Origin of the sequence: Geothrix oryzae, assembly GCF_030295385.1 — a bacterium.
Taxonomy (GTDB): domain Bacteria; phylum Acidobacteriota; class Holophagae; order Holophagales; family Holophagaceae; genus Geothrix; species Geothrix oryzae.
This window is the reverse complement of sequence record NZ_AP027079.1, coordinates 3,217,080-3,239,003: the sequence shown is the minus strand read 5'-3', so window position 1 is coordinate 3,239,003 and position 21,924 is coordinate 3,217,080. Positions and strand designations below refer to the sequence as shown.

Annotated in this window: 23 protein-coding genes; 12 read left to right on the top strand and 11 right to left on the bottom strand. The window is 68.4% G+C overall.

Annotated elements, in window-relative coordinates; translation table 11 throughout:
• Positions 1 to 11: 11 nt before the first annotated feature.
• From QUD34_RS14975 to QUD34_RS14965, 3 genes are all read right to left on the bottom strand, one after another.
• On the bottom strand, positions 12 to 212 hold the full coding sequence (locus QUD34_RS14975; RefSeq protein WP_286354499.1) for a hypothetical protein: 201 nt from the start codon (positions 210 to 212) through the stop codon (positions 12 to 14).
• A 148-nt stretch (positions 213 to 360) separates the two neighbouring features.
• A complete protein-coding gene (locus tag QUD34_RS14970; protein WP_286354498.1) occupies positions 361 to 654 on the bottom strand; it encodes a hypothetical protein in 294 nt (97 codons plus the stop codon).
• A gap of 179 nt (positions 655 to 833) precedes the next feature.
• Positions 834 to 1,448 (bottom strand): acyltransferase, encoded by a 615-nt coding sequence (locus QUD34_RS14965; RefSeq protein ID WP_286354497.1) that lies wholly within the window; start codon positions 1,446 to 1,448, stop codon positions 834 to 836.
• 28 nt (positions 1,449 to 1,476) lie between these two features.
• Between QUD34_RS14965 and QUD34_RS14960 the strand changes: the two genes are divergently transcribed.
• Entirely contained in the window at positions 1,477 to 2,163 is a 687-nt protein-coding gene (locus QUD34_RS14960; RefSeq protein ID WP_286354496.1) for a MarC family protein, read from the top strand.
• Between the two features lie 84 nt (positions 2,164 to 2,247).
• Here QUD34_RS14960 and QUD34_RS14955 read toward each other — a convergent pair whose 3' ends face one another.
• The gene (locus QUD34_RS14955; RefSeq protein ID WP_375380026.1) at positions 2,248 to 2,769 is read right to left on the bottom strand and encodes a glutathione peroxidase; all 522 of its coding nucleotides are present in this window, start codon (positions 2,767 to 2,769) and stop codon (positions 2,248 to 2,250) included.
• 216 nt (positions 2,770 to 2,985) lie between these two features.
• Here QUD34_RS14955 and QUD34_RS14950 point away from each other — a divergent pair, with 216 nt between their 5' ends.
• From QUD34_RS14950 to QUD34_RS14940, 3 genes are all read left to right on the top strand, one after another.
• Positions 2,986 to 4,077 (top strand): sensor histidine kinase, encoded by a 1,092-nt coding sequence (locus tag QUD34_RS14950; RefSeq protein ID WP_286354494.1) that lies wholly within the window; start codon positions 2,986 to 2,988, stop codon positions 4,075 to 4,077.
• Complete coding sequence (locus QUD34_RS14945) at positions 4,074 to 4,811, top strand: LytR/AlgR family response regulator transcription factor (RefSeq protein WP_286354493.1); 738 nt, start codon at positions 4,074 to 4,076, stop codon at positions 4,809 to 4,811. Before QUD34_RS14950 ends, QUD34_RS14945 begins: the two co-directional genes overlap by 4 nt.
• 70 nt (positions 4,812 to 4,881) lie before the next feature.
• Entirely contained in the window at positions 4,882 to 6,240 is a 1,359-nt protein-coding gene (locus QUD34_RS14940) for a two-component system sensor histidine kinase NtrB (RefSeq protein WP_286354492.1), read from the top strand.
• Positions 6,241 to 6,279: 39 nt separating this feature from the next.
• On the opposite strand, the gene QUD34_RS14935 is transcribed toward QUD34_RS14940, so the two are convergent.
• The 5 genes from QUD34_RS14935 to uppS form a co-directional block, all read right to left on the bottom strand.
• A complete protein-coding gene (locus tag QUD34_RS14935) occupies positions 6,280 to 7,416 on the bottom strand; it encodes a M50 family metallopeptidase (RefSeq protein WP_286354491.1) in 1,137 nt (378 codons plus the stop codon).
• A 13-nt stretch (positions 7,417 to 7,429) separates the two neighbouring features.
• A complete protein-coding gene (dxr, locus tag QUD34_RS14930; protein WP_286354490.1) occupies positions 7,430 to 8,584 on the bottom strand; it encodes a 1-deoxy-D-xylulose-5-phosphate reductoisomerase in 1,155 nt (384 codons plus the stop codon).
• 69 nt (positions 8,585 to 8,653) lie between these two features.
• Complete coding sequence (locus tag QUD34_RS14925; protein ID WP_286354489.1) at positions 8,654 to 9,037, bottom strand: GxxExxY protein; 384 nt, start codon at positions 9,035 to 9,037, stop codon at positions 8,654 to 8,656.
• Positions 9,038 to 9,064: 27 nt separating this feature from the next.
• Positions 9,065 to 9,949, bottom strand: coding sequence for a phosphatidate cytidylyltransferase (locus QUD34_RS14920; protein WP_286354488.1), 885 nt, complete (start codon positions 9,947 to 9,949; stop codon positions 9,065 to 9,067).
• Positions 9,949 to 10,635 carry a polyprenyl diphosphate synthase gene (uppS, locus tag QUD34_RS14915; protein WP_286354487.1) on the bottom strand — a complete coding sequence of 229 codons (687 nt, stop codon included), beginning with the start codon at positions 10,633 to 10,635 and terminating at the stop codon, positions 9,949 to 9,951. Before uppS ends, QUD34_RS14920 begins: the two co-directional genes overlap by 1 nt.
• 339 nt (positions 10,636 to 10,974) lie before the next feature.
• On the opposite strand from uppS, the gene QUD34_RS14910 reads away from it, so the two are divergent.
• Complete coding sequence (locus QUD34_RS14910; protein WP_286354486.1) at positions 10,975 to 13,371, top strand: PAS domain S-box protein; 2,397 nt, start codon at positions 10,975 to 10,977, stop codon at positions 13,369 to 13,371.
• Between the two features lie 61 nt (positions 13,372 to 13,432).
• Positions 13,433 to 14,566, top strand: coding sequence for a hypothetical protein (locus QUD34_RS14905; RefSeq protein WP_286354485.1), 1,134 nt, complete (start codon positions 13,433 to 13,435; stop codon positions 14,564 to 14,566).
• Positions 14,567 to 14,609: 43 nt separating this feature from the next.
• Here QUD34_RS14905 and QUD34_RS14900 read toward each other — a convergent pair whose 3' ends face one another.
• Positions 14,610 to 15,329, bottom strand: coding sequence for a response regulator transcription factor (locus tag QUD34_RS14900; RefSeq protein WP_286354484.1), 720 nt, complete (start codon positions 15,327 to 15,329; stop codon positions 14,610 to 14,612).
• A gap of 45 nt (positions 15,330 to 15,374) precedes the next feature.
• On the opposite strand from QUD34_RS14900, the gene QUD34_RS14895 reads away from it, so the two are divergent.
• On the top strand, positions 15,375 to 16,325 hold the full coding sequence (locus tag QUD34_RS14895; RefSeq protein WP_286354483.1) for a glycosyltransferase: 951 nt from the start codon (positions 15,375 to 15,377) through the stop codon (positions 16,323 to 16,325).
• Positions 16,326 to 16,353: 28 nt separating this feature from the next.
• Here the strand turns inward: QUD34_RS14895 and QUD34_RS14890 are convergent, their stop codons facing one another.
• Complete coding sequence (locus QUD34_RS14890; protein WP_286354482.1) at positions 16,354 to 16,542, bottom strand: DNA gyrase inhibitor YacG; 189 nt, start codon at positions 16,540 to 16,542, stop codon at positions 16,354 to 16,356.
• Between the two features lie 149 nt (positions 16,543 to 16,691).
• Between QUD34_RS14890 and dnaK the strand changes: the two genes are divergently transcribed.
• The 5 genes from dnaK (at position 16,692) to QUD34_RS14865 (ending at position 21,922) form a co-directional block, all read left to right on the top strand.
• A complete protein-coding gene (dnaK, locus tag QUD34_RS14885) occupies positions 16,692 to 18,590 on the top strand; it encodes a molecular chaperone DnaK (RefSeq protein WP_286354481.1) in 1,899 nt (632 codons plus the stop codon).
• Positions 18,591 to 18,668: 78 nt separating this feature from the next.
• Positions 18,669 to 19,736 carry a molecular chaperone DnaJ gene (gene dnaJ, locus QUD34_RS14880; RefSeq protein ID WP_286354480.1) on the top strand — a complete coding sequence of 356 codons (1,068 nt, stop codon included), beginning with the start codon at positions 18,669 to 18,671 and terminating at the stop codon, positions 19,734 to 19,736.
• Positions 19,729 to 20,109, top strand: a complete 381-nt coding sequence (locus tag QUD34_RS14875) for a MerR family transcriptional regulator (RefSeq protein ID WP_286354479.1) — start codon at positions 19,729 to 19,731, stop codon at positions 20,107 to 20,109. Before dnaJ ends, QUD34_RS14875 begins: the two co-directional genes overlap by 8 nt.
• Positions 20,110 to 20,171: 62 nt before the next feature.
• Positions 20,172 to 21,038 (top strand): sigma-70 family RNA polymerase sigma factor, encoded by an 867-nt coding sequence (locus QUD34_RS14870; protein ID WP_286354478.1) that lies wholly within the window; start codon positions 20,172 to 20,174, stop codon positions 21,036 to 21,038.
• Positions 21,035 to 21,922, top strand: coding sequence for a P-loop NTPase family protein (locus QUD34_RS14865; RefSeq protein WP_286354477.1), 888 nt, complete (start codon positions 21,035 to 21,037; stop codon positions 21,920 to 21,922). Before QUD34_RS14870 ends, QUD34_RS14865 begins: the two co-directional genes overlap by 4 nt.
• The last annotated feature ends 2 nt before the right edge of the window (positions 21,923 to 21,924 follow it).

Below are 21,924 nucleotides of genomic sequence, written 5' to 3'. Positions count from 1 at the left end.
GAGGCGGGAGATCAGCTGGCGGCGTCCACCCGCCAGCGGGTGAGGGGGCGCTCGGTCAGGTCCCAGATCTGGAAGCCCAGGGGGAGGCGGCTCACGCCGAGGCGGCGCCGGATCTGGGCCTTGGCCGCATCCAGGCTGTCGGCCTCGATGGGGCCGTACTCCATGAAGTAGCCGCTGAACTTGTAGCCGAAACTGCGAGAGGGGGTCCGCATGGGGGCTCCGTTTGTCCCGTTCACCCAGTATTCGTCTTTTTTTCGTCTTCGTCAAGACCGGGATCGAAAAAAATCTGAAAAGGAGAACCTCGCACCACCCCCCCAGTGTCGAGAGGGTGGTTGGACATGGGCTGTCAAATGGCCGGGGTCAGCGGATCCAGAGCTCCACGCGCCCCTGGAAGGGCGGCGCCAGTGGTCGTGGCAGGGGCCGAGGCCGGAAGATCACGCGGCCTTCGTCGCAGTCGTCGCGGCGGTCCTCATAGCGGTAGCGGTTGCGGCGCTCCCAGCGGTCGTCGTCCCAGCGCCGATTTCCTTCCCAACTCCGGTACGGGCGGCAGGAGTCCTCGACCACCAACACGCGGCGGGGGCCGCGCCAGGGGCCGTGGGCGGACAGCGGGAAGGCCGCGAGGGTCACGAGGGCAAGCAGGACGAGGCGTCGCATGGGACCTCCTTCGGGGGTGGGCTTCGGGGGTGCGGCGGCATCAGCCCCGCACTCGAGGAGGTCACAACCCGTGCCAAGCCTAAAAGGTGTTTGATATCAGCTGTTGGATTGATTACACCGAGAACGGCACCGCGCGTCGTGCAACACGGGGCGGTCCCGGTGTGGCAAAGGGCGACGCGTCAGCGGATGCGGCGGTCCCCCACCACCGTCGCGGGAACGCCGGCCACGATGGTCCACTCGGGCACATCCCTCGTCACCACGGCACCCATGGCCACCACGGCGTGGTCACCCAGGGTGACGCCGTCCGTGATGCCGGCATTGGCGCCGATCCACACATCGCGGCCGATGTGGATGCCCCGCGACCGCACGGGCTGGTCCTTGATGTCGCGGTCCGGCTTCAGGCCGTGGTCGAACGCGTAGATCGCCGCGCCGCTGGCGATGCGGGTGCCGTCGCCGATGCGGATGCCCTTGCGCCCGCCGTCGAGCCGGGCCGCCGCGTTCACGCTGACATCGTCGCCCAGGGTGATCGGTCCGTGGAGGAAGGCCTGGGCGGCGATGGCGCAGCGGTCGCCGATCACCACAGCCCGGCCGGGCTCGCCGAAAATGGCGGCGTCCGGCGCGATGAAACATCCCCGGCCGAGCTGCACGGTCTCCTGGGCCAGCAACCGCGCCTGCACCTCTTCCTGCCAGGCCTCGGCCCAGGCCCGGTGGCGGGGCTTCAGGGCGAAGTAGAGCCAGGGCATCCAGGCCAGGCGGCGCTTGTGCTGGTCCCGGAGGGCCTCGAGGTCACGCATGGGGCCATGGTAGCGCTACAGTTGGGCCATGCCCCACCTCGGCCCCCTGCCCACCTGGTCCTTCGCCCTCGGCGTGGCGACTTCGCTGTTCTCGGTGCTCAACCCCATCAGCGCGGCGGCCATCTTCGCCAGCGCCACCACGGGCATGGAAAGCCCGGCCCTGCGCCGCAGCGCCAAGAAGGCCGCCCTCACGGCGGGGGCGGCCATGCTGGCCTTCGCGCTGGTGGGCCAGTTCATCTTCAGCATCTTCGGCTTCACGGCGCTCGCCATGCGATTCGTGGGCGGCGTGCTGGTGCTCTACCGCGCCATCTCCATGCTCTACGGCGAGGATCCCCGCGAGCGCAGCACCGAGGACGAGAAGGCCGAGGCCAGCCGCAAGCTGCCCGAGGACTTCGCCATTATCCCCTTCGGCATCCCCCTGGTGGCGGGGCCCGGCACCCTGTCCACGGTGATGGGCATGATTGCGGGCGTGACCTGGCTGGAGTACGGCGTGGTGCTGGTGGCGATCCTGCTGAACACCTGGATCGTCTACCTCTTCCTGCGCAAGGCCCCGGCCGTGTTCTCCCGACTGGGCGCCATCGGCACCAAGGTGGTGAACAAGCTCATGGGCCTGATCCTCGCCGCCGTGGCCATGCAGTTCCTCATCAACGGCGTGAAGGCCCTCTACCTCGAGATGCGCGAGGCGCCCCCGGCGGCCGTGGTGACGATCAAGTAGCTGGTCGCGGAAGGCGCAGAAGGCTCACGGAAAACCGCGGAATCAAGAACACGCGGTTTTCATTCCGCGCCTTCCGCGACCAGCCTATTTCAGCGCCGCCTCGAGGGCGGCCTTCAGTTCGGGGCCGTCGGGAGTCACCTTGCTGCCGAAGGCCTGGATCACCTGCCCGTCCTTGCCGACGAGGTACTTGTGGAAGTTCCACGCCGGCTCGCCGTGCTTGGCGGTGAGGAACTGGTACACGGGGGCCTGGCCGGGGCCTTTCACCTCGAGTTTCTCGAAGAGGGGGAAGGTGACGCCGTAGTTCTTCTGGCAGAACGACTCGATCTGGGCGGCGCTGCCGGGTTCCTGGCCGCCGAACTGGTTGCAGGGGAAGCCGAGGACGACCAGCCCCCGGTCTTTGTATTCGCGGTAGAGCTTCTGGAGCCCCGCGTACTGGGGGGTGTAGCCGCACTCGCTGGCCACATTCACGGCCAGCACCACCTTGCCCTTGTAGGCGGCGAGGGACTGGGGCTTGCCCTCGAGGGTGTTGAGGGTGAGTTCGTGCAGGGACATGGGCACCTTCCTTTCGGCGGCGGTCAGGGACAGGCTCGTGGCGAGGGCGAGCATGGCGGGGATGGCAGGTAGGAACGGACGGCGCATGGGGGCTCCGGGTGGGGATGGCGGACGGGGTCGGCGGTGCTGATTGGGTGCCGGCCGGGGGCGTTCCGTTCCGGGCCCGGCTGGGCGGAAGCTCCAGGCCCCCCGGCGGCCCCGGGGGCCCGCCCGCCGGAGGGGTCCACCGGGGGCCTACGAAGACGGCCGGGCCTCGGGCATGCTTGCACCATGCGCCTCGGCCCCCTCCAACAGCACTTCCGGGAGCGTCTGCGGCAGCGGACGCCCTGGGCCGTGGTGCTGGCCTTCGCCCTGCTGTTCACGGCCTTCCAGTTCGTGCTGGTGCCGGCTTCGGTCCAGCTCAAGCACCCCGGGGCCGTGGCCAACGCGCTGCTGATGCCCTTCCTGGTGTCCTTCTCCTATGGCTTCCTCAGCCCCCTGCCCTGGCGCTGGACCGGAGACGACCGCTCCCGCGCGCCCCTCGGGCGCGGCCTGGCCCAGGCCCTGCTCTTCAATGCGTTGGTGGTGCTGGTGCTGGTCGCCCTCAGCTGGTTCATGGTGCGCAACGCCAACCTGAAGGGCGAGGCCCTGGGGCTGGCGCAAGGGGCCAAGGGCAGCTTCCGGGGGATCCTCACGGTCAACCTCTTCGTGGGGGCGCCCATGATGACCATCATCGGGGGCATCATCTCGTTCTCGGTGATCACGGGCGAGGAAAAGGCGGCCATGGCGGCGAAGCTGGACGAGGCCCAGTGGGTGCTGCTGCGGGGCCAGCTGAGCCCCCATGTCCTGTTCAACTCCTTGAACGGGCTGGCCGAGCTGGTGCGGCAGGATCCCCTGGCGGCCGAGCAGGCCATTCTGGATCTGTCCGAGCTGTACCGGGCCCTCCTCCGCCATGGGGACCGGGCCACGGCGCCCCTGGGCGAGGAGCGCAGCCTCGTGCAGCGGTTCCTCGCGGTGGAGGGGCTGCGGCTCGGCGCCCGCCTGCGGGTCCGCTGGGACTGGGATCCGGCCTGCGACGCGGTGCCCGCCCCCCCCTTCCTGCTGCAGCCCCTGGTGGAAAACGCCCTGAAGCACGGCATCGCGCCCCACCCGGAAGGCGGGGAGCTGGTGATTTCCCTCCACCGTGAAGGGGCGGGTCTCCGCCTGCGGGTGGAGAACTCGGGCCGCGGCCTGGGCCTGGTGCCCGGCGCGGGGGTGGGCCTGCGCAACCTAGAGGCCCGGCTGCGGCTGGCCTATGGTCCGGCGGCGACCCTCCACCTGCGCACCGAGGGCGACCGCACCGTGGCCACCGTGGACCTGCCGCATCTGGAGGTGCGCCGATGAAACCCCTGCGCGTGGCCCTGGCCGACGACGAACCCCTGGCGCGGGCCCGCTTGGCGCGGCTGCTGCGGGAGGCCGGCTGCGAGGTGAAGGCCGAGCTGGCGGATGGCGCTGCGGTGCTGGCCTGGCTGCGGGAGCCCAAGGATGTGGATGCGCTGTTCCTGGACATCCAGATGCCGGGGGCCACGGGGCTGGAGGTGGCCGCCGAGCTGGCGGACGGTCGTCAGGGCCCGCCGGTGGTGTTCGTCACCGCCCATTCGGAACATGCGGTGCGGGCCTTCGAGGCGGCGGCCGCCGACTACCTCCTGAAGCCCATCTCCGCCGACCGCCTGGCCCGGACGCTGGCGCGGCTGCGGGAGGGCGCCCCCCGGCGCGCCGAGGCCGCCCCGGCGCCCTCCCCCCGCTTCCCCGTGAAGGCCGGGGAGGGCCATGTGTTCCTCGACCTCCGGCGCACCACCCACTTCGAGGTGGAGGAGGAGGTCGTCTGGGCCTGGGCGCCGGCGCAGGGCACCCCGCAGCGCCACCGGACCGCCTGGACGACCCTGGCGGAGGTCGAGGCCGCCTTTCCGGGCGTGGAGCTGGTGCGCATCCAGCGGCACCTGCTCCTGCGACCGGAGGCGGTGCTGGGCCTCCGACCGCTGGAGGGCGGTCGCGCCGCGGTGCGCGTGGGCGAGGGCCTGGACCTGGAGGTGAGTCGCAGCGTGACCCCGAGGCTGAAGGAGCGCCTAGGGCTGTGATGGGGCTGTGACCTGCGTCGTGCCGCGGACGGCCGGAGTGCGCTAGCCTCTTGGCAGCTGGACGACCCCCATGCCCGAGTCCCCCTCGATCCGCCCGCCGACGCCGGTGGCCGCCACGGCCGGCGCCGCCAGGATCGCCGGCTGGTACGCGGTGATCTCGGCGCTGTGGATCCTCCTCTCCGACCGCCTCGTGGAGGTGGTGGCCCCCAGCGTGGCCTGGATGACGCGCATGAGCATCCTCAAGGGCTGGCTCTTCGTGGGCGTGACCGCCGCCATGCTGTTCGTCATGGTGAAGCGCCTGGTGGCGGGCCTCGCCACCCGCGAGGCGCAGCTCGACACCCTGGTGCACGCCATCCCGGACCTGGTCTGGCTGAAGAACCCGGAGGGCGTCTACCTCGCCTGCAACCGCGCCTTCGAGCGGTTCTTCGGGGCCAAGGAGGCGGCCATCCTGGGGAAGACCGACTACGACTTCGTGGCCAAGGACCTGGCGGACTTCTTCCGCCAGAAGGACCGGGAGGCCATGGAAGCCGGGGCGCCACGCGTGAACGAGGAGTGGGTGACCATGGCCGATACCGGGGAGCGGGTGCTCCTGGAGACGCTCAAGACCCCCATGCGCGATGCCAGCGGGACCATGGTGGGCGTGCTCGGCATCGGCCGGGACATCACGGCCCAGGACAGCCACAGCCGGGAGCGGGCGCGACTCGAGGCCCAGCTCCACCAGGCCCAGAAGATGGAGACCATGGGCCGCTTCGCCGGGGGCGTGGCGCACGACTACAACAACATGCTCGGCGTCATCCTCGCCAACGCGGACCTCGCCCTCTACCAGATGGCCGAGGACCGGCCCGAGCGGAAGTACCTGGGGGACATCGTCAAGGCCGCCCGTCACTCGGCCGAGCTGACCGAGCAGATGCTGGCCTTCGCCCGGCGCCAGCCCGTCCACCCAGAGGCCGTGGATCTGAACGAGACCGTGGCCTCCATGCTCGGTGTCCTGGGCGGATTGGTGGGGGACCGCATCGAGCTCGCCTGGAGGCCGGGGCCGGAGCTCTGGCCCGCGAAGGTGGATCCCACCCAGCTCCGGCAGGTGGTGACGAACCTGGTGGTCAATGCCCGGGACGCGATCCAGACGCAGGGCCGCATCGAGCTGGAAACCCGGAACGAGGTCCTGGCGGCGGGGGATGGCGCCGTCTGGGACGGGGCCGAACCGGGCGAGTATGTGGCGATCCAGGTGCGGGACACGGGGTGCGGCATGGCCCCGGAGCTGGTGGACCACATCTTCGAGCCCTTCTTCACCACCAAGGGGAAGGGGAAGGGCACGGGCCTGGGGCTCGCCCTGGTCCACGGCATCGTGAAGCAGCACCGGGGCGGCCTGCAGGTGGAGAGCGCCCCCGACCGGGGCAGCACCTTCCGGATCCTGCTGCCGCGGGTCTGAGCGGGCCGGGCCCAATTGGGGCCCAACTGGGGCTTGGGGCTACTTCCTCAGCTTCAGGAGGTCGAGGAAGATCACCAGGGCCATGAGGGAGGCCAGCAGGAGGAAGCCCCCCGTGAGGATCTTCTCCTTCAGTTCGATGGTCAGGTCCTTGCGGCGGAGTTTCTCGTAGGCCAGCAGGGCCATGTGGCCGCCATCCAGGGCCGGGATGGGCAGGGCGTTGAGGATGGCCAGCTGCAGGCTGATGGCGCCGCACATGAAGAGGAAGGTCTCCCAGCCGTGCTGGGCGGCGCGGCTGCCCTGGCGGATGATGCCGATGGGTCCGGCCACTTCGGCGCTCTTGGCCTGGAAGCTGACGAGCCGCTTGAGGAAGCCGAAGACCTGGCCCGTGAGGCGCCAGGAGGTGCCCACGGCGTAGCGGCCGCCCTCCAGCAGGTCGCCGGGCCGGAAGGGCCGGAACTCCAGGGGCGTGGGCACGGGCAGGGGCATGAAGCCCAGTCGGCCCTTGCCGCCCTCGGCGCGGGGCGTGAGGGGGAGCTCCAGGGGCTTGCCCTCGCGGGTGAGGCGGAAGGGGACGGGCTGATCCGCGTGCGCCTGGATGTAGGCCACGGCGGCCTCCCACTCCGTGCCCGGGAAGTTCAGGTCCCCGATGCCGCGGAGCTCGTCGCCGGCCTTGAGGCCACCCTGCTCGGCCGCGCTGCCGGGGACCACCTCGACCACGGTCCAGGTCTCCAGCACCTTGGTGACGCGCGCCTGGTGGATGCCCACGGCGGTGAAGAGCACCAGCGTGGTGGCCAGGTTCGCCAGGATGCCGCCGCTGTAGAAGAGCATGCGCTTGCGGAAGGGCTGCTGCAGGAAGCCGTAGGGATCCTCGGCGCCGGGTTCCTCGGGATTGAAGCCCGCCAGCTTCACATAGCCGCCCAGGGGCAGGATGGAGAGGCGCACATCCGTTTCGCGCCACTTGAACCCGAAGAGGCGAGTGCCGAAGCCCAGGGAGAAGACCTCCACGGGCATGCCCATGCTCTTGGCGGCCAGGAAATGCCCTCCCTCGTGGAGGAAGATCAGGCCGCCCAGCATCAGGATGGGGCCCCAGAAGCCGACGCCGGGCAGCTTGAAGGCGAGGACGGACACGGCGGCGATCGCAAAGACAGACGACAGAGAGAGGCGAAGACGGTTCATGGACACCCGAAGATCAGGTCCGGGCTCGGACCCATCCTTCAGCATGACGCCTCGCGGCCTGGTCTGCATCCAGCACTTGGGGAAGCGACCCCAGGGGTTCCGCGGGAAGCCGGGACAGGGTGTCCCGGTTGCAGGCCTGGATGTCCCAGAATCCGAGGCGCCCTTGGAGGAAAGCGGCCACGGCCACCTCGTTGGCGGCATTCAGGAGGGCCGGGGCGGTGCCGCCCTCCCGCAGGGCCTCGAAGGCCAGACCCAGGCAGGGGAAGCGGTCCAGATCCGGGGCCTCGAAGGTCCAGGCGCGGGCCTCCTCCCAGGGGTAGGGCGCCACGGGGCCCGGCTGCTTGTCCGGGTACAGCAGGCAGTACTGGATGGGCAGCTTCATGTCGTTGGCGCAGACCTGCAGCTGGTAGCTGCCGTCATGGAAGCCGACCATCGCGTGCACTTGGCTCTGGGGGTGCACGGTGACGGCCACCTGGTCCGCCCGGAGGCCGAACAGGACGGAGGCCTCGATGACCTCCAGGCCCTTGTTCATGAGGGTGGCGCTGTCGATGGTGATCTTGGGTCCCATCTTCCAGGTGGGATGGTTGAGGGCCTGCTCGATGGTGGCGGCCTGGATGCGAGCCAGGGGCCAGTCGCGGAAGGGGCCGCCGCTGGCCGTGATGCGGACCTCGCGGATGGAGGCCGGATCGCGCCCGTCCAGCAGCTGGTGCAGGGCCGCATGCTCGCTGTCCACGGGCAGCAGCTCCCCGCCGCCGGCCAGGGCCGCCTCGTGCATGAGGGCGCCGCCCACCACCAGGGATTCCTTGTTGGCCACGCAGACCCGGCGGCCGGCCCGCAGTGCCGCCTCGGTGCTGGCCAACCCGGCGCTGCCCACGATGGCCGCCACCACCGTGTCGGCCTCGGCATGGAGGGCGCAGGCCAGGAGCCCCTCGGGGCCCCAGTGCAGCTCAGGCTGGTAGGAGAGTTGGGCGCGCAGCCACTGGGCGTCCTCCTGCGAACCCACGGACACGCAGCGGGGCCGGAAGGCCTCGCACTGATCCTTCAGCAGCTCCCGGTTCCGTCCCGCGGCCAGGGCCACCACGCGGAGCCGCTCGGGGTGGGCCTGCACCACCGCCAGCGTGGAGGTGCCGATGCTCCCGGTGGAGCCGAGGAGGGCGAGGTGGCGCATGGGAGAAAGGACCTCCACGAAGGACACGAAGGAGAGCAATAAAGACACGAAGAAAGAGAATTCAGAAAATTAATTCACCATTCGAATCCATTCGAGTTTGGGATGATGGCCGAAGTTCAGAAGCACCCCGACGGGATGTCCAGTGGCCTTAAGGTAATTCAGGAGCTGAGCGCGGTCGGACTCGCCAAGCCCATCGGCGGCCTTAAGTTCCACGAGAATAGATCCGAAAGCCACGAAATCAGCCCGGTATGTCTTCTTCAAGGGTTCGCCTTTGTAGTGGATCTGGAGGAGCACTTCCTGCTCGAAGGGGATCCCTGCAAGAGCCATCTCCTTGGCGAAGGCCTCCGCGTAGACCGCTTCTAGGAAGCCTGGCCCCAGGGCCCGATGGACCTCGATGGCTGCGCCGACGATAGAGAACACCTCGTCTTTAAAGCGCAGTTCCTTCGTGTCCATTCGGTCCCTTCGTGTCCTTCGTGGAGATCAGTTGAACCCGTGGACGAAATGCACATAGGCATAGAGCACCGGCGCCGCGAAGACCAGGCTGTCGACGCGGTCGAGGATGCCGCCGTGGCCGGGGATGCTCACCCCGACGCAGGAGTCCTTCACGCCGGCGCTGCGCTTCCAGGTGCTTTCCACCAGGTCGCCCAGCTGGCCCGCGATGCCCAGCAGCAGGCCCAGGGACACGACATCCACCAGGGACCACTCGGGGCAGACCGTGGCCTGCATCAGGAAGGCGCCCAGGAGGTTGCCCCCCAGGTTGCCGAAGGCCCCTTCCCAGCTCTTCTTGGGGCTGACCTTGGGGGCCAGCTTGCGACGCCCGAAGTAGCTGCCCACGAAGTAGGCGGCGGTGTCGCCGAACCAGGTGATGATGAAGAGGGCCAGGATGAGGCGGCTGCCGGTCTTGGGCAGGGTGCCCTGCAGCATGAAGAGCTTCTGCTGGAAGCCCAGGCCGAAGCCCAGGTAGAGGGCGCCCAGCCAGGTGATGGCCTGGCTCGGCAGGGCCTCCTCCAACTTCGGATCGAAGAAGAGGGCCCCGAAGTGGATCACCAGGGCCCCGGCGGCGAAGACGAGCCAGAGGGGCAGGGGATCGTGGCTCCCCGTGGCGAGGAAGAAGTGGGCCAGGATGCCGCAGCCCACCAGGGACCCGGCGGCCAGGGAGGGGTTGAAGCCCCGCACCCGGGCCATGAGGGTCAGCTCGCGAACGCCCATGACGGTGGCCAGGGCCATGAGGGCCAGGTAGGTCCAGGGGGCCCAGGGCCGGTCGCCGAGCCATAGGAGGCTGAAGAAGAAGACCCCGAAGACCAGGGCTGTGCTCACGCGCACGGTCATGTTCTTCGTGTCCACCTTGGGCGTGGTCCGTTCCATCAGATCCCCCCGAAGCGTCGTTCGCGCTGGGCGTAGTCGTCGAGTGCTTCCTGCAGTTCCGCGGGACCGAAGTCGGGCCAGAGGAGGTCGGTCATGTGAAGTTCGGCGTAGGCGGACTGCCAGAGCAGGAAGTTCGAGATGCGGTGCTCGCCGCTGGTGCGGATGAGCAGGTCCACATCGGGCACGCCGGCCGTCCAGAGCCGGGCCCCCAGGGCCGCCTCATCCACCTGCTCGGGCCGGAGGCCGTCCTCGACGCAGCGCCGGGCAGCCTGGGCCAGCTCCAATCGGGACCCGTAGTTCACGGCCAGGTGGAAGGTCATGCCGGTGTTCTGGGCGGTGGCCGCCTCCAGGGTCTTCATGTCCGCCTGGATGCCCGCGGGCATGCCCTCGAGGGCGCCCAGGTGGTGGAAGCGGATGCCCTTCTTGGTGAGCTGGTGGACGAACATGCGGAGGTACATGCGGAGGAGGGCCATGAGGGCCCCCACTTCCTGCGGGGGGCGCTTCCAGTTCTCTGTGGAGAAGGCGTAGAGACTCAGGTGCCGGATGCCCGCATTCGAGGCGGCCTCCAGGATGCGCTCCACCGCCTGCACCCCGGCCTTGTGGCCCTTGATCCGCGGCCAGCCCCGCTGCGCCGCCCAACGGCCATTGCCGTCCATGATGATCGCAACATGGGTCGGGATGCTCATCGCGTGCCTAGAGGCCGGTTTTGCCGGCTGGTTCCGCGTGGCCGGCCTCGCGTATGCCCGCAGGGCATACCGAGAAGATGATCGCAACATGGGTCGGGATGCTCATCGCGTGCCTAGAGGCCGGTTTTGTCGGCTGGTTCCGCGTGGCCGGCCTCGCGTATGCCCGCAGGGCATACTGAGAAGATGATGGCCACATGGGTCGGGACGGTCATCGCGCCGGGAACCTCGAAAGGGTGAAAAAGGTCATGCTATCACGGGGTCTGAAGTGGAACCGAAGAGGCCACTTGCCTTCCAAACCCCCGTGTTAGGCTTGACCCCATCTATCTTCCTGGCGACCCCATGGTTCAGTTCAACACCCGAGCCAACGAGATCCTGCTCAAGCTGGTCTACTACGGGCCGGGTCTCTCGGGTAAGACGACGAATCTGAAGTCGTTGCACGCCATGTGCACCGACACCCAGCGGGGCGAGATGTTCTCCGTGAACACCCAAGAGGACCGCACCCTCTTCTTCGACCTGCTGCCCATCAACTTGGGCTACATCTACGGCAACGCCATCCACCTGCAGATCTATACGGTGCCGGGGCAGGTGCAGTACGACGCCAGCCGCCGGGTGGTGCTGGGCGGGGCCGACGGCGTGGTCTTCGTGGCGGATTCCAGCGAAGCCAAGATGCAGGACAATGTCGATTCGCTGTCGAACCTGTACCACAACCTCAATGCGAACCGCTTGAACATCAAGCAGATCCCCTTCGTGCTCCAGTACAACAAGCGGGACCTGCCGGACGCCATGGCCGTGGGCGTCATGAACCGGCGCCTGAATTTCCGCAGCGTCCCCTACTTCGAATCCGTGGCCAGTCGGGGCACGGGCGTGCTGGACACCTTCCTGTCCATCACCCGCGAGACGGTGGGCTACACCTTCAAGAAGTACCACCTGGACAAGAAGATCAAGGACTTCGACGAGATGCTGAATCTCATCGAATCCAATGTGCGGTCGAGCATGCGTGAGCTGCCGCCGCCCTCCGAGACCGACCCGGCGCCGGCCCCTGCCCCGGACGCGACCGTGCTGCGGCACAGCAATGTCAGCGTCGCGGACCTGGTGCCCGGGAAGATCGCCGACGCCCAGGAGCTGCTGGAGGATGCCCTCAAGTCGAACATGGAGACGGCGCGGCTCTACTCGGAGCTGAAGCAGGCCAAGGAGGCGCTGGAGAAGAAGAACGAGGAGTCGAGCCAGCTCTACGCCCAGCTGGACCGCGCCAACCAGGACAACCTGAAGACGCGGAAGTACCTCGAAGGCCTCGTGCAGAACATGGCCGAGGCGGTGATCTCCTTCGCGCCGGATGGCAGGATCCTCACCTGGAACATGGCCGCCGAACGGATCTTCGGTTACGCGCGACCCGAGATCGTGGGCCGCAACATGGCGCAGCTCATGCCCGACCACCTGGTGGGGGAGCTGGAGCAGGTCGTCCAGCAGGTGTCCCGGGGCCAGGTGATCCACGACGCGGCCACGACGCGCATGCGCAAGGGGGGCCTGGCCTTCCCCGCCAGCATCACCTACGCGCCGGTGCGGAGCGCCGACGACCGGATCCTGGCCTTCTCCGCCATGGTGCGCGACACCAGCCAGACCCAGGCCCTGGAGGACAAGCTGGTCCACTCCCAGCGGCACGAGGCCCTGGGGCGCCTGGTTCCCTCGCTCTTCCACGAAGTGGCCAACCGCCTGACGCCGGTGCTCCTGGAATCCCGCCTCATCGCCGAGGCCGCGATGGAGCCCCACCAGGCCGAGCAGGCGGCCCGGCTGGTACAGGCCGTGGAGTCCGTGCAGAGCCTGCTGCAGCCGCTCCAGACCGTGTTGAATCCCCCGGCCCCGAACCGGACGCCGGTGCAGGTCAACCGCCTGATCCAGGAGGCCGCGGCCCTGGTGGAAGCGAAGGCCCAGCGCATGGACGCCAGCCTGGAGCTGAACCTGGATCCGGGGCTCGGCGAGACGAGCCTGGACGCCACCCTGGTCCTGCAGGCCCTCACCAACCTGTTGCTGAACGGCCTCCAGTCCGTGGCGGGGAGCCCCGCGAAGCGCCTGCGGGTGGCCACCCGCGCCACGGGCGGGAACCTGCAGGTGGTGGTCCAGGACACGGGCCCGGTCCTTTCGGAGGCGCGGCAGGCCGAGCTGTTCGACCCCGCCGCCGCCGCCACGCCCGAAGCCCTGAGCCTGCCCGTAGTGGACATCATCGCCCGCCAGCACGGGGGGCGCCTCACGGTGCGGAGCCAGGAGGGGCTTGGCAACGCCTACCTGCTGGAGCTTCCCCTGGAGGCTTCTCCCGCCGCCTCCCCCGCCGCACCGGCCACACCCGCCCCCGCAGGGTTGGAGGGCCGCCGGGCCCTGGTGGTGGATGACGAGACCTTCCTGCTGGAGTGCCTCGTGGATGCCCTCGGCGCCTGGGGCATGGAGGTTTCCTCCAGCGCGCGGGGCGACGAGGCGATCCGGGAGCTGGAGCAGGGGAGCTTCGACCTGATCGTGTCCGACATCCGCATGCCGGGGCTCTCCGGCGTCGAGCTGTTCGACTGGCTGAGAACCCAGCGGCCCGCCATGACCAAGCGCATCCTCTACACCACCGGGGATTCCTTCGACGCCAAGACCCGCGGCTTCCTCGAGGGCAACCAGCTCCCCTACCTGGGTAAACCTTTCGATCTAAAGCAGCTGAAGCAAAGTCTCGAGCGCCTGATAGGGACTCCGATCGACGCGTGAAGGTCCCCCCTGCGGCATAATGGGGGTCGATCTCCACAGCACCCTCATCGAGGAGTCCCCCATGCAGCGCAGTTGGGTCTTGGCAGTCATCGTGGGGTCGGGCCTCCTGGCCCAGACGCCCCCTCCCGAACCTCCCCCCGTTCCCGCGCCGGCCCAGGCGCCGGCCGCCCAGCCCCCCGAGCCCAAGCCTGAGGAGGTCAAGCCCGAGGAGCCGAAGCCGGCGGCACCGGTGCTGAAGGTCGGGGAGGCGAAGCCCTTCGACCAGCTCCGTCCCACCCAGCGGAAGCTGGCCTACACCCTTCAGCGCGCGGCCCTGGCGGCCCACGAGCTGGGCTACTACCGCAGCCACCCCAAGGCCGTGGAGGTGCGCGAGGTCCTCGAAGCCCTGGTGCAGACCAAGGCCACCCTGCCCGAAAAGGCCCAGGCGGCCATCCCCGGCGTAGAGGTCTATCTGGGGCGCCTGCGGGCGAACCATGGCCTCTACGATGCAGACGGGAAGAAGGTCCTGCTGGAAGGAACCTGGAAGGACCTCCAGGCTTCGGCCCGCGCCGCGGCCAAGCTCGGCGCGCCGGGCCTGGAAGCCCGTCTCCTGAAGGTGAAGGGGCTGCTCCTCGATCCCAAGGTCGACGCCACCGCGCCCGTCTGGGCGGAACCCGAAGCGGCCGCGCCCGGGAAGAAGGGCAAGAAGGCCCCGAAGGGCCCCAAGGCTCCTGAGGGCTTCGCGGCCCAGAAGGCCGTGACGGCCCTGTGGGTGAAGCGGGCCCAGGCCTGGATCGAGAACACGCCCCAGGAAGTCGAGGTCAAGGGCGAGAAGAAGATGCGCCGCCTGCCCGATCCCGCCCAGACCAAGGCCCTGAACGGCCTGCTCATCTGGCTGGAGAACGAGGACCTGGACCTGCTGAGGGATCCCGGCTTCGCCTGGATGGACCTGCGCCGCCTCGGGGCCGAGCCCGGCATGGGGCTGCTGGCCCACGCCGGCGACATGGCCACGGGCAAGGCTCCCGAAGGCGCCGCCGGGGAACTGGCGCTGCTGCCCACGCTGGAGCCCGTGGTCGGCGACAGCAAGTTCGCCAAGGGCGAGGAGAAGCGGACCGTGCTCACCGAGGTGAAGCAGGGTGCCCCCGCCGCGACCCTCGCCGCTCAGATGGCCGCGTTCGAGAAGCAGGGCCGCAGCCGGGAACTCGAAGTCAAATAGGGCTTCCCGTCTGGAAAAACGGGGCGCGATCGCGCCCCGTTTTTCATTCCTCGCCCTTGCGCTGCTTCCCTTCCGGATCGAACTGGTAGCCCACGCTGCGGATGGTGTGGACCCAGCGGGGATGGTGGGGATCCTGCTCCATGACGCGGCGGATGCGGACGATGAAGTTGTCCACGGTGCGGCTGGTGGGGTAGGCATCCTCGCCCCACACCTTGTCCAGGATGTCCGTGCGGCTCACCACCTGGCCCGGCCGCTCCATGAGCAGCTTGAGGATCATGCTTTCCTTCACGCCCAGCTGGAAGGGGCCCTGGGGCCCTTCGCCGCAGAAGTTGTCGAAGTCCACCCAGTGGCTTCCGAAGACCTGGCGGCTGCTGATCTCCCGGCTCTTGTACCAGGACTCGCGGCGCAGGATGGCCCGCACGCGCAGCAGCAGCTCGCGCACCTGGAAGGGCTTGCCCAGGTAGTCGTCGGCCCCGGTTTCGAAGCCGTGGACGCGGTCGTCGTCCGTGTTCTTGGCGGTGAGGAAGAGGATGGGCGTGAAGTTCTTGGCCTCGCGGACCTTTTCGCAGATGGTGAAGCCGTCCATGCCAGGCAGCATCACATCGAGGATCACCAGGTCGAAGGTTTCGGCCAGGATCTGCTTCAGGGCCTGATCGCCTCGGGGGATCCAGGTGCAGGCCAGGCCCTCCAGCTCCAGGTTGAGCTTGATGCCCTCGGCGAGGCTGAGCTCGTCTTCCACCAGCAGGATCTTGGGCTCGGGCATGGGAAACTCCAGGTCAGGCTCCTAGAATAGGGCCTCGGAGCGCTCATGGACCCGTATCTCAGCATCATCATCCCCATCTACAACGAGGAGGAGAACATCCCAGCCCTGTGGGAGCGCCTCTCCCGGGTGATGACGGAGCACTTTGCGGACCCCGCGAAGCCCTGGGAGATCATCCTCACGGACGACGGCAGCCGGGATCGCAGCCTGGCCATGCTGATCGACATCGCCAAGGCCGAGCCCCGGGTGAAGGTGGTGGAGTTCAACCGGAACTACGGCCAGCACAGCGCCATCTTCGGAGCCTTCGCCGAGGCGAAGGGCCAGATCATCGTCACGCTGGACGCGGACCTCCAGAACCCCCCCGAGGAGATCCCCAAGCTCGTGGCGAAGGTGGAGGAGGGCTTCGATGTGGTGGGCGGCTGGCGCCAGGGCCGCCAGGCCAACGACAGCTTCTTCCGCACCATGCCCAGCAAGATCGTCAACGCCGTCACCCGCCGGACCACGGGGGTGAAGCTCCACGACTACGGCTGCATGCTGCGGGCCTACAGCCGCGATGTGGTGGACGCCATGCTGCTCTGCAAGGAGCGGTCGAGCTTCATCCCGGCGCTGGCCAACAGCTTCGCCAAGCGCATCACCGAGGTGCCCGTGGCCCATGCCGAGCGGGCCGCCGGGGAGAGCAAGTACGGCCTCTGGAAGCTCATCAACCTCCAGTTCGACCTGCTCACCAGCTTCAGCCTGCTCCCCCTCCAGGCCCTCAGCGTGTTCGGGGTGCTGACGGCGGGCTTCGGCTTCCTGCTCTTCCTGGGCCTGGTGGCCTACCGCTTCCTGCACCCCGAGGGCACGGCCCAGGGCGTGTTCACCCTGTTCGCCATCCTCTTCTTCTTCGTGGGCTGCCAGTTCGTGGCCTTCGGCCTGCTGGGCGAGTACATCGGCCGCATCTACCAGGAAGTGCGCGACCGGCCCCGGTACATGGTGAAGAAGGTCCACCAGGCCAAGTAGGCCCGACCGGGCGCGGGTCTCCGGCGGGTCACTCCTCGGGGATCGCCTCGCTCCACCCCTCGCCGTGCTCCTCCTGGGGTTTCTCGGGGATGCGGTAGCTCTCGGTGGACCAGGCCCCGAGGTCCCGGAGGCGGCAGCGCTCCGAGCAGAAGGGCTTGAAGGCGTTCCCCTCCCAGGCGGTGGGGGTGCGGCAGATGGGGCAGGGTCGAAGGGTCATGGAGGTCAGCATAGCCCGGTTGATGTCTACATCAAGCGAGAAGAAAATATGAGTAATTTTTAGAAGATCATATTGACACGGGCCCCATATCCCCTATCCTCAAGAGGTCGAGGGCGGGTTCCACCCGGCCTCGCCCCAGGAGGAACGACATGGGCAAGATCATCGGCATTGACCTCGGCACCACCAACAGCTGCGTGGCCGTCATGGAAGGCGGGCAGCCCAAGGTGATCCCGAACCCCGAAGGCGCGGACACGACGCCTTCCGTGGTGGGCTTCAACCCCAAGACCAGCGAGCGCCTCGTGGGCGCCTCGGCCAAGCGCCAGGCCGTGGCCCAGCCCAAGAGCACCATCTATTCCATCAAGCGGTTCATGGGCCTGCCCTACGCCGACTCGGACCGTGAGCAGAAGCTCGTGCCCTACACCGTCGAGCGGGCGGACAAGGGCGGCTGCGTGATCGATGTCATCGGCAAGAAGCTGAGCCCCGAGGAGATCAGCGCCGCGGTGCTGACCAAGATGAAGGAGGCCGCCGAGGCCTACCTGGGCGAGAAGGTCACCGAGGCCGTCATCACCGTGCCCGCCTACTTCAATGACGCCCAGCGCCAGGCCACCAAGGACGCCGGCGCCATCGCGGGTCTGGAGGTGAAGCGCATCGTCAACGAGCCCACCGCCGCGGCCCTGGCCTACGGCCTCGACAAGAAGAAGGACGGCACCATCGCCGTCTTCGACTTCGGCGGCGGCACCTTCGACATCTCGATCCTCGAAGTTTCCGAGGGTGTGGTCGAAGTGAAGTCCACCAACGGCGACACCCACCTGGGCGGCGACAATGTGGACCAGGCCGTCATCGACTGGCTGGCCGACGAGTTCCAGAAGGCCGAGGGCATCGACCTCCGCAAGCAGGCCGACGCCATGCAGCGCCTGAAGGAAGCGGCCGAGAAGGCCAAGATCGAGCTGTCCAGCACCACCCAGACCGACATCAGCCTGCCCTACATCACGGCGGACGCCAGCGGTCCCAAGCACATCAACCAGACGCTCTCCCGCGCCAAGTTCGAGCTGATGATCGAGCCCATCCTCCAGAAGCTCAAGGGCCCCTGCGAGAACGCGGTGAAGGACGCCAAGCTGGCCCACCACGAGATCGACGAGGTGGTGATGGTGGGCGGCTCCACGCGCATCCCCAAGGTGCTGGAGCTTGTGAAGCAGATCTTCGGCAAGGAGCCCAACCACAGCGTGAACCCCGACGAGGTCGTGGCCCTGGGCGCCGCCGTGCAGGCCGGCGTGCTGGCCGGCGATGTGAAGGGCGTGCTGCTCCTCGATGTGACGCCGCTCAGCCTCGGCATCAACGCCAACGGCGGCCAGATGAGCGTCATCATCCCCCGCAACACCACCATCCCCACCAAGCGCAGCGAGATCTACACCACGGCCGTGGACAACCAGCCCGGCGTGGACATCGAGGTGTTCCAGGGCGAGCGCCCGGTGGTCGAAGGCAACAAGCTGCTGGGCCAGTTCCACCTGGGTAACATCGCCCCGGCCCCCCGCGGCATGCCCCAGATCGAGGTGGTCTTCGACATCGACGCCAACGGCATCGTGCATGTCACCGCCAAGGACAAGGGCACCGGCAAGGACGCGAGCATCACCCTGACGGGCAGCACGGGCCTCTCCAAGGAGGAGATCGATGCCAAGGTGAAGGATGCCGAAGCCCACAAGGCCGACGATGAAGAGCGCAAGTCCATGCTCGAAGAAAAGAACCACCTCGACCAGATGGTCTACCAGGTGGAGAAGCTGCTGAAGGACAGCGGCGACAAGCTGCCTGAGGCCGACAAGAAGGAGGCCGAGGAGGCCATCGTCGAGGCCAAGGCCGCCCTGGCCAGCCTGGAGAAGGAGCGCATCAAGAAGGCCCTGGAGGCTCTGACGGCCAAGAGCCACAAGCTCGCGGAGAGCCTCTACAAGCAGGAACCGCCCCAGGACGGCGCGGCCCCCGGCGCTCCCGGCGCCCCGGCCGGCGACGCCAAGAAGGGCGACGACAATGTGATCGACGCCGAAGTCGTCAGCTAGGTCCCACCCGAAAAAGGGGAGCCCGAGGGCTCCCCTTTTTTGCGCACGGAACAAATCTGAGTGCTCTAGACTAAACTCATGTCCCACCCCGACTACTACAAGATCCTGGGCGTGCCGAAATCAGCCTCGGAAGAGGAGATCAAGAAGGCCTACCGGAAGCTGGCGCGGAAGCACCATCCGGATCTGAACCCAGGCGACGCCAAGGCCGAGGCCGAGTTCAAGAAGCTCTCGGAAGCCAACGATGTGCTGTCGGACCCCGAGAAGCGGAGGAACTACGACCTCCACGGCGATCCCAACGGCCCCGGGGCGCAGGTCCCGCCGGGCTTCCCGCAGGGCGGGGGCTTCTCCTTCGAGGATGTCTTCGCGGGCTTCGGGGGCCGCCCCGTGCGCCACGGCCCCGAGCGGGGCGAGGATCTCATCCACGCGGTGCGGCTGGGCTTCCGGGAGGCCTTCGAGGGCACCCGTCTCAGCCTGCGCGTCAACCGTTCGGAACCCTGCCTGACCTGCCACGGCACGGGCGAAGCCCACAAGAAGCAGGAGCCCTGCCGCACCTGTCACGGCAAGGGCAAGCTGGGCGGCGGCTCGGGGTTCCTGTCCTTCGGCCGCACCTGCCCGGACTGCCAGGGCCGCGGCATGCGGGCTCCCGCCTGTCCCGACTGCGGCGGCGCGGGGCGCCACGCCCGCCAGGAGACTGTCACCATCGCCATTCCCGCGGGCGTGGAGGACGGCGCCCGGCTGCGGGTGGCGGGGAAGGGCGAGGCCGGCCGGCGCGGCGGCGGCCCCGGCGACCTCTTCCTGCAGATCAGCATGGAGCCGGATGCCCGGTTCGAGCGCCGGGGCCCGAACCTGTATGTGCGCCTGCCCATCAGCTTCTCGGAGGCGGCCCTGGGGGCCAAGGTGGAGGTGCCCACGCCAGAAGGACAGGCCACCATCAAGGTGCCGCCCGGCACCCAGACCGGCGCCAGGCTCCGCCTCAAGGGCCAGGGCATGCCCATCCCGCGGGCCAACCAGCGGGGCGACCTCATCGCCGAGGTGGCCGTGGTGACCCCCAAGGTCCAGGACGAGCGCAGCAAGGAACTGCTGCGGGAGCTGGCCGACCTGAACGATGCCGAAGTGCGCGAGCAGCGGAGTGCGAATCATGGCTAAAGATCCCCGCATGGGCGCCTACATGATCGGCGTGGTGTCGATGCGCTACAGCGTGCACCCCCAGACCCTGAGGCTCTACGAACGGGAGGGCCTGCTGACGCCCAGCCGCACCGAGGGCAAGACCCGCCTCTACAGCGACGAGGATCTGGAACGCCTCGAGTTCATCCTCAACCTCACCCGCGACCTGGGCGTGAACCTGGCGGGCGTGGAGGTGGTGCTGGGCCTGCGGGACCGGCTGAACCGCATGCAGGAGGATGTGGATCGCCTGGTGCAGGCCCTGGAAGCCGCGGGCCTGAAAGACATCCCCAAGCCGGGAACCTCGGCCACGGGCCTGGTGAAGCTGCCTTCCCACGGGCTGCGCAAGCGCAGCTGAATGCGAGGCTTCGCTGGGAGCCGGGATCGCTTGCTATGCTGATCCTTCCTCCAAGGTGAACCGTGCCCCTCCGGCATCTCGAAGAGCGTTCGCTCGACAAGTACTTCGACTCCATCCGCCACCTGCCCTTGCTGACGGCGGAGGAGGAGCGCATCAACGGGCGCCTATGGCAGAACGACCGCAATCCGGAGGGCCTGCGCAAGCTGGTGGAGGGCAACCTGCGCTTCGTGGTGAAGGAGGCGCGCAAGTTCGAGGGCATGGGCCTCGATCTGCTGGACCTCATCAGCGAGGGCAACCTGGGCCTGATCGAAGCCGCCAAGCGCTATGATCCCGAGCGGCTGAACAAGTTCCTCACCTACGCCTCCTGGTGGGTGCGGCAGGCCATCTTCCACGCCCTGGCCGAGCATGGGAACAAGATCCGCCTGCCGCAGAAGGTGGCGGGCCACCTGGTGCAGCTCAACCGGGTGACCCAGAAGCTCAGCCAGTCCCTGGGCCGCACGCCGATGATCAAGGAGATCGCCGAAGCCGCGAACCTCAGCGTGGACGAGGTCCAGCGCCTGCAGGTGCTGCAGCAGACCACCTCCACCGTATCGACCGAGCAGGGCCTGGGGGATTCCGACCTCACGGTGGGCGACAGCCTGGAGCAGGAGGTGGAGCCCTCCGCCATGCACACGCTCGACCAGGAGGCCTTCCTCGAGCAGATCGAAGCGAGCCTGGCGACGCTGAGCGAGAAGGAACGGAAGATCATCGCCCTGCACTTCGGCCTGGGCGGTCATGATCCCCTGACCCTCGAGCAGATCGGCAAGCAGTTCGACCCGCCCATCTCCCGCGAGCGCGTGCGCCAGCTGGAGGAGCGCGCCTTCTCGCGCATCCGCGAGCGCCGCCGCGAAATCCTGGGCGGCTTCCTCTGGGGTGGGGACGAGCCATGAAAGGCCGTCCCGACTGCCCCCGCTGCCAGGGGAAAGGCCTCATCTTCGATCCGGATCCGCAGAAGCCGGTGGTCCTGTGCGGCTGCACGGTGGACCTGGCGCCGGATGTCGAGACGCTGGGCCTGCCCGCCCGCTACCGCGAGGCGGAGTTCACCCGCTTCTGGAAGTGGTGGAACAACGCCCAGGCCAGCCATGTCCGCCCCCTGCTCGATCGCGTCGGCGACCTGGAGGAGCTGCTGGCCCGGCCCGCGGAGGAGGTGGGCGAGCTGGAAGGGCGAGAGGACCTCGTCAAGCTGCTGCAAGCCCTCAAGCGGCGACCGGAGCACGGCATCCGTCCCGCCGGCGCCGAGGCCCTCGCCCAGTGGGCGCTGAGCGGGAAGCACAAGTTCCGCCACGGCTGGGAGCTCTGGTGGATCCACGGCCCCGCCCAGAGCGGGCGCAGCACCCTGGCCGCCGCGGCGCTGCGGGCCTGGACCGAGCGCCTGGGCAAGGGGGGCCGCTTCGTCTCCCTGCGGACCCTGAGCCAGTCCATCAAGGATGTCTACCACGACATCCGCAGCTATCAGAACCAGGCCTTCCAGAGCGTGCGCGACCTCATCGAGCCGCTTCAGGACCAGCCCCTGCTCGTGCTGGACGACTGGGATCGCATGGACACCGACATCCGCGTCGCCCAGGCCCTGGCGCAGCTCCTCGACCATCGCTACAGCGAAGAGCTGCCCACCATCCTCACCGCCGCCGGACCTCCGGAGGCCCTGGATCGCCGGGAGAACCATCCACTGGCCCGCCTCGAGGACGGCAGCCTCCTGGAGCGCCTCCGCGGCGCCGAGCGCGTGGAGATGGTGCCCGCCCTCCGGTTCTGGATCGACCGCATGGAGCGTCGTTAGGC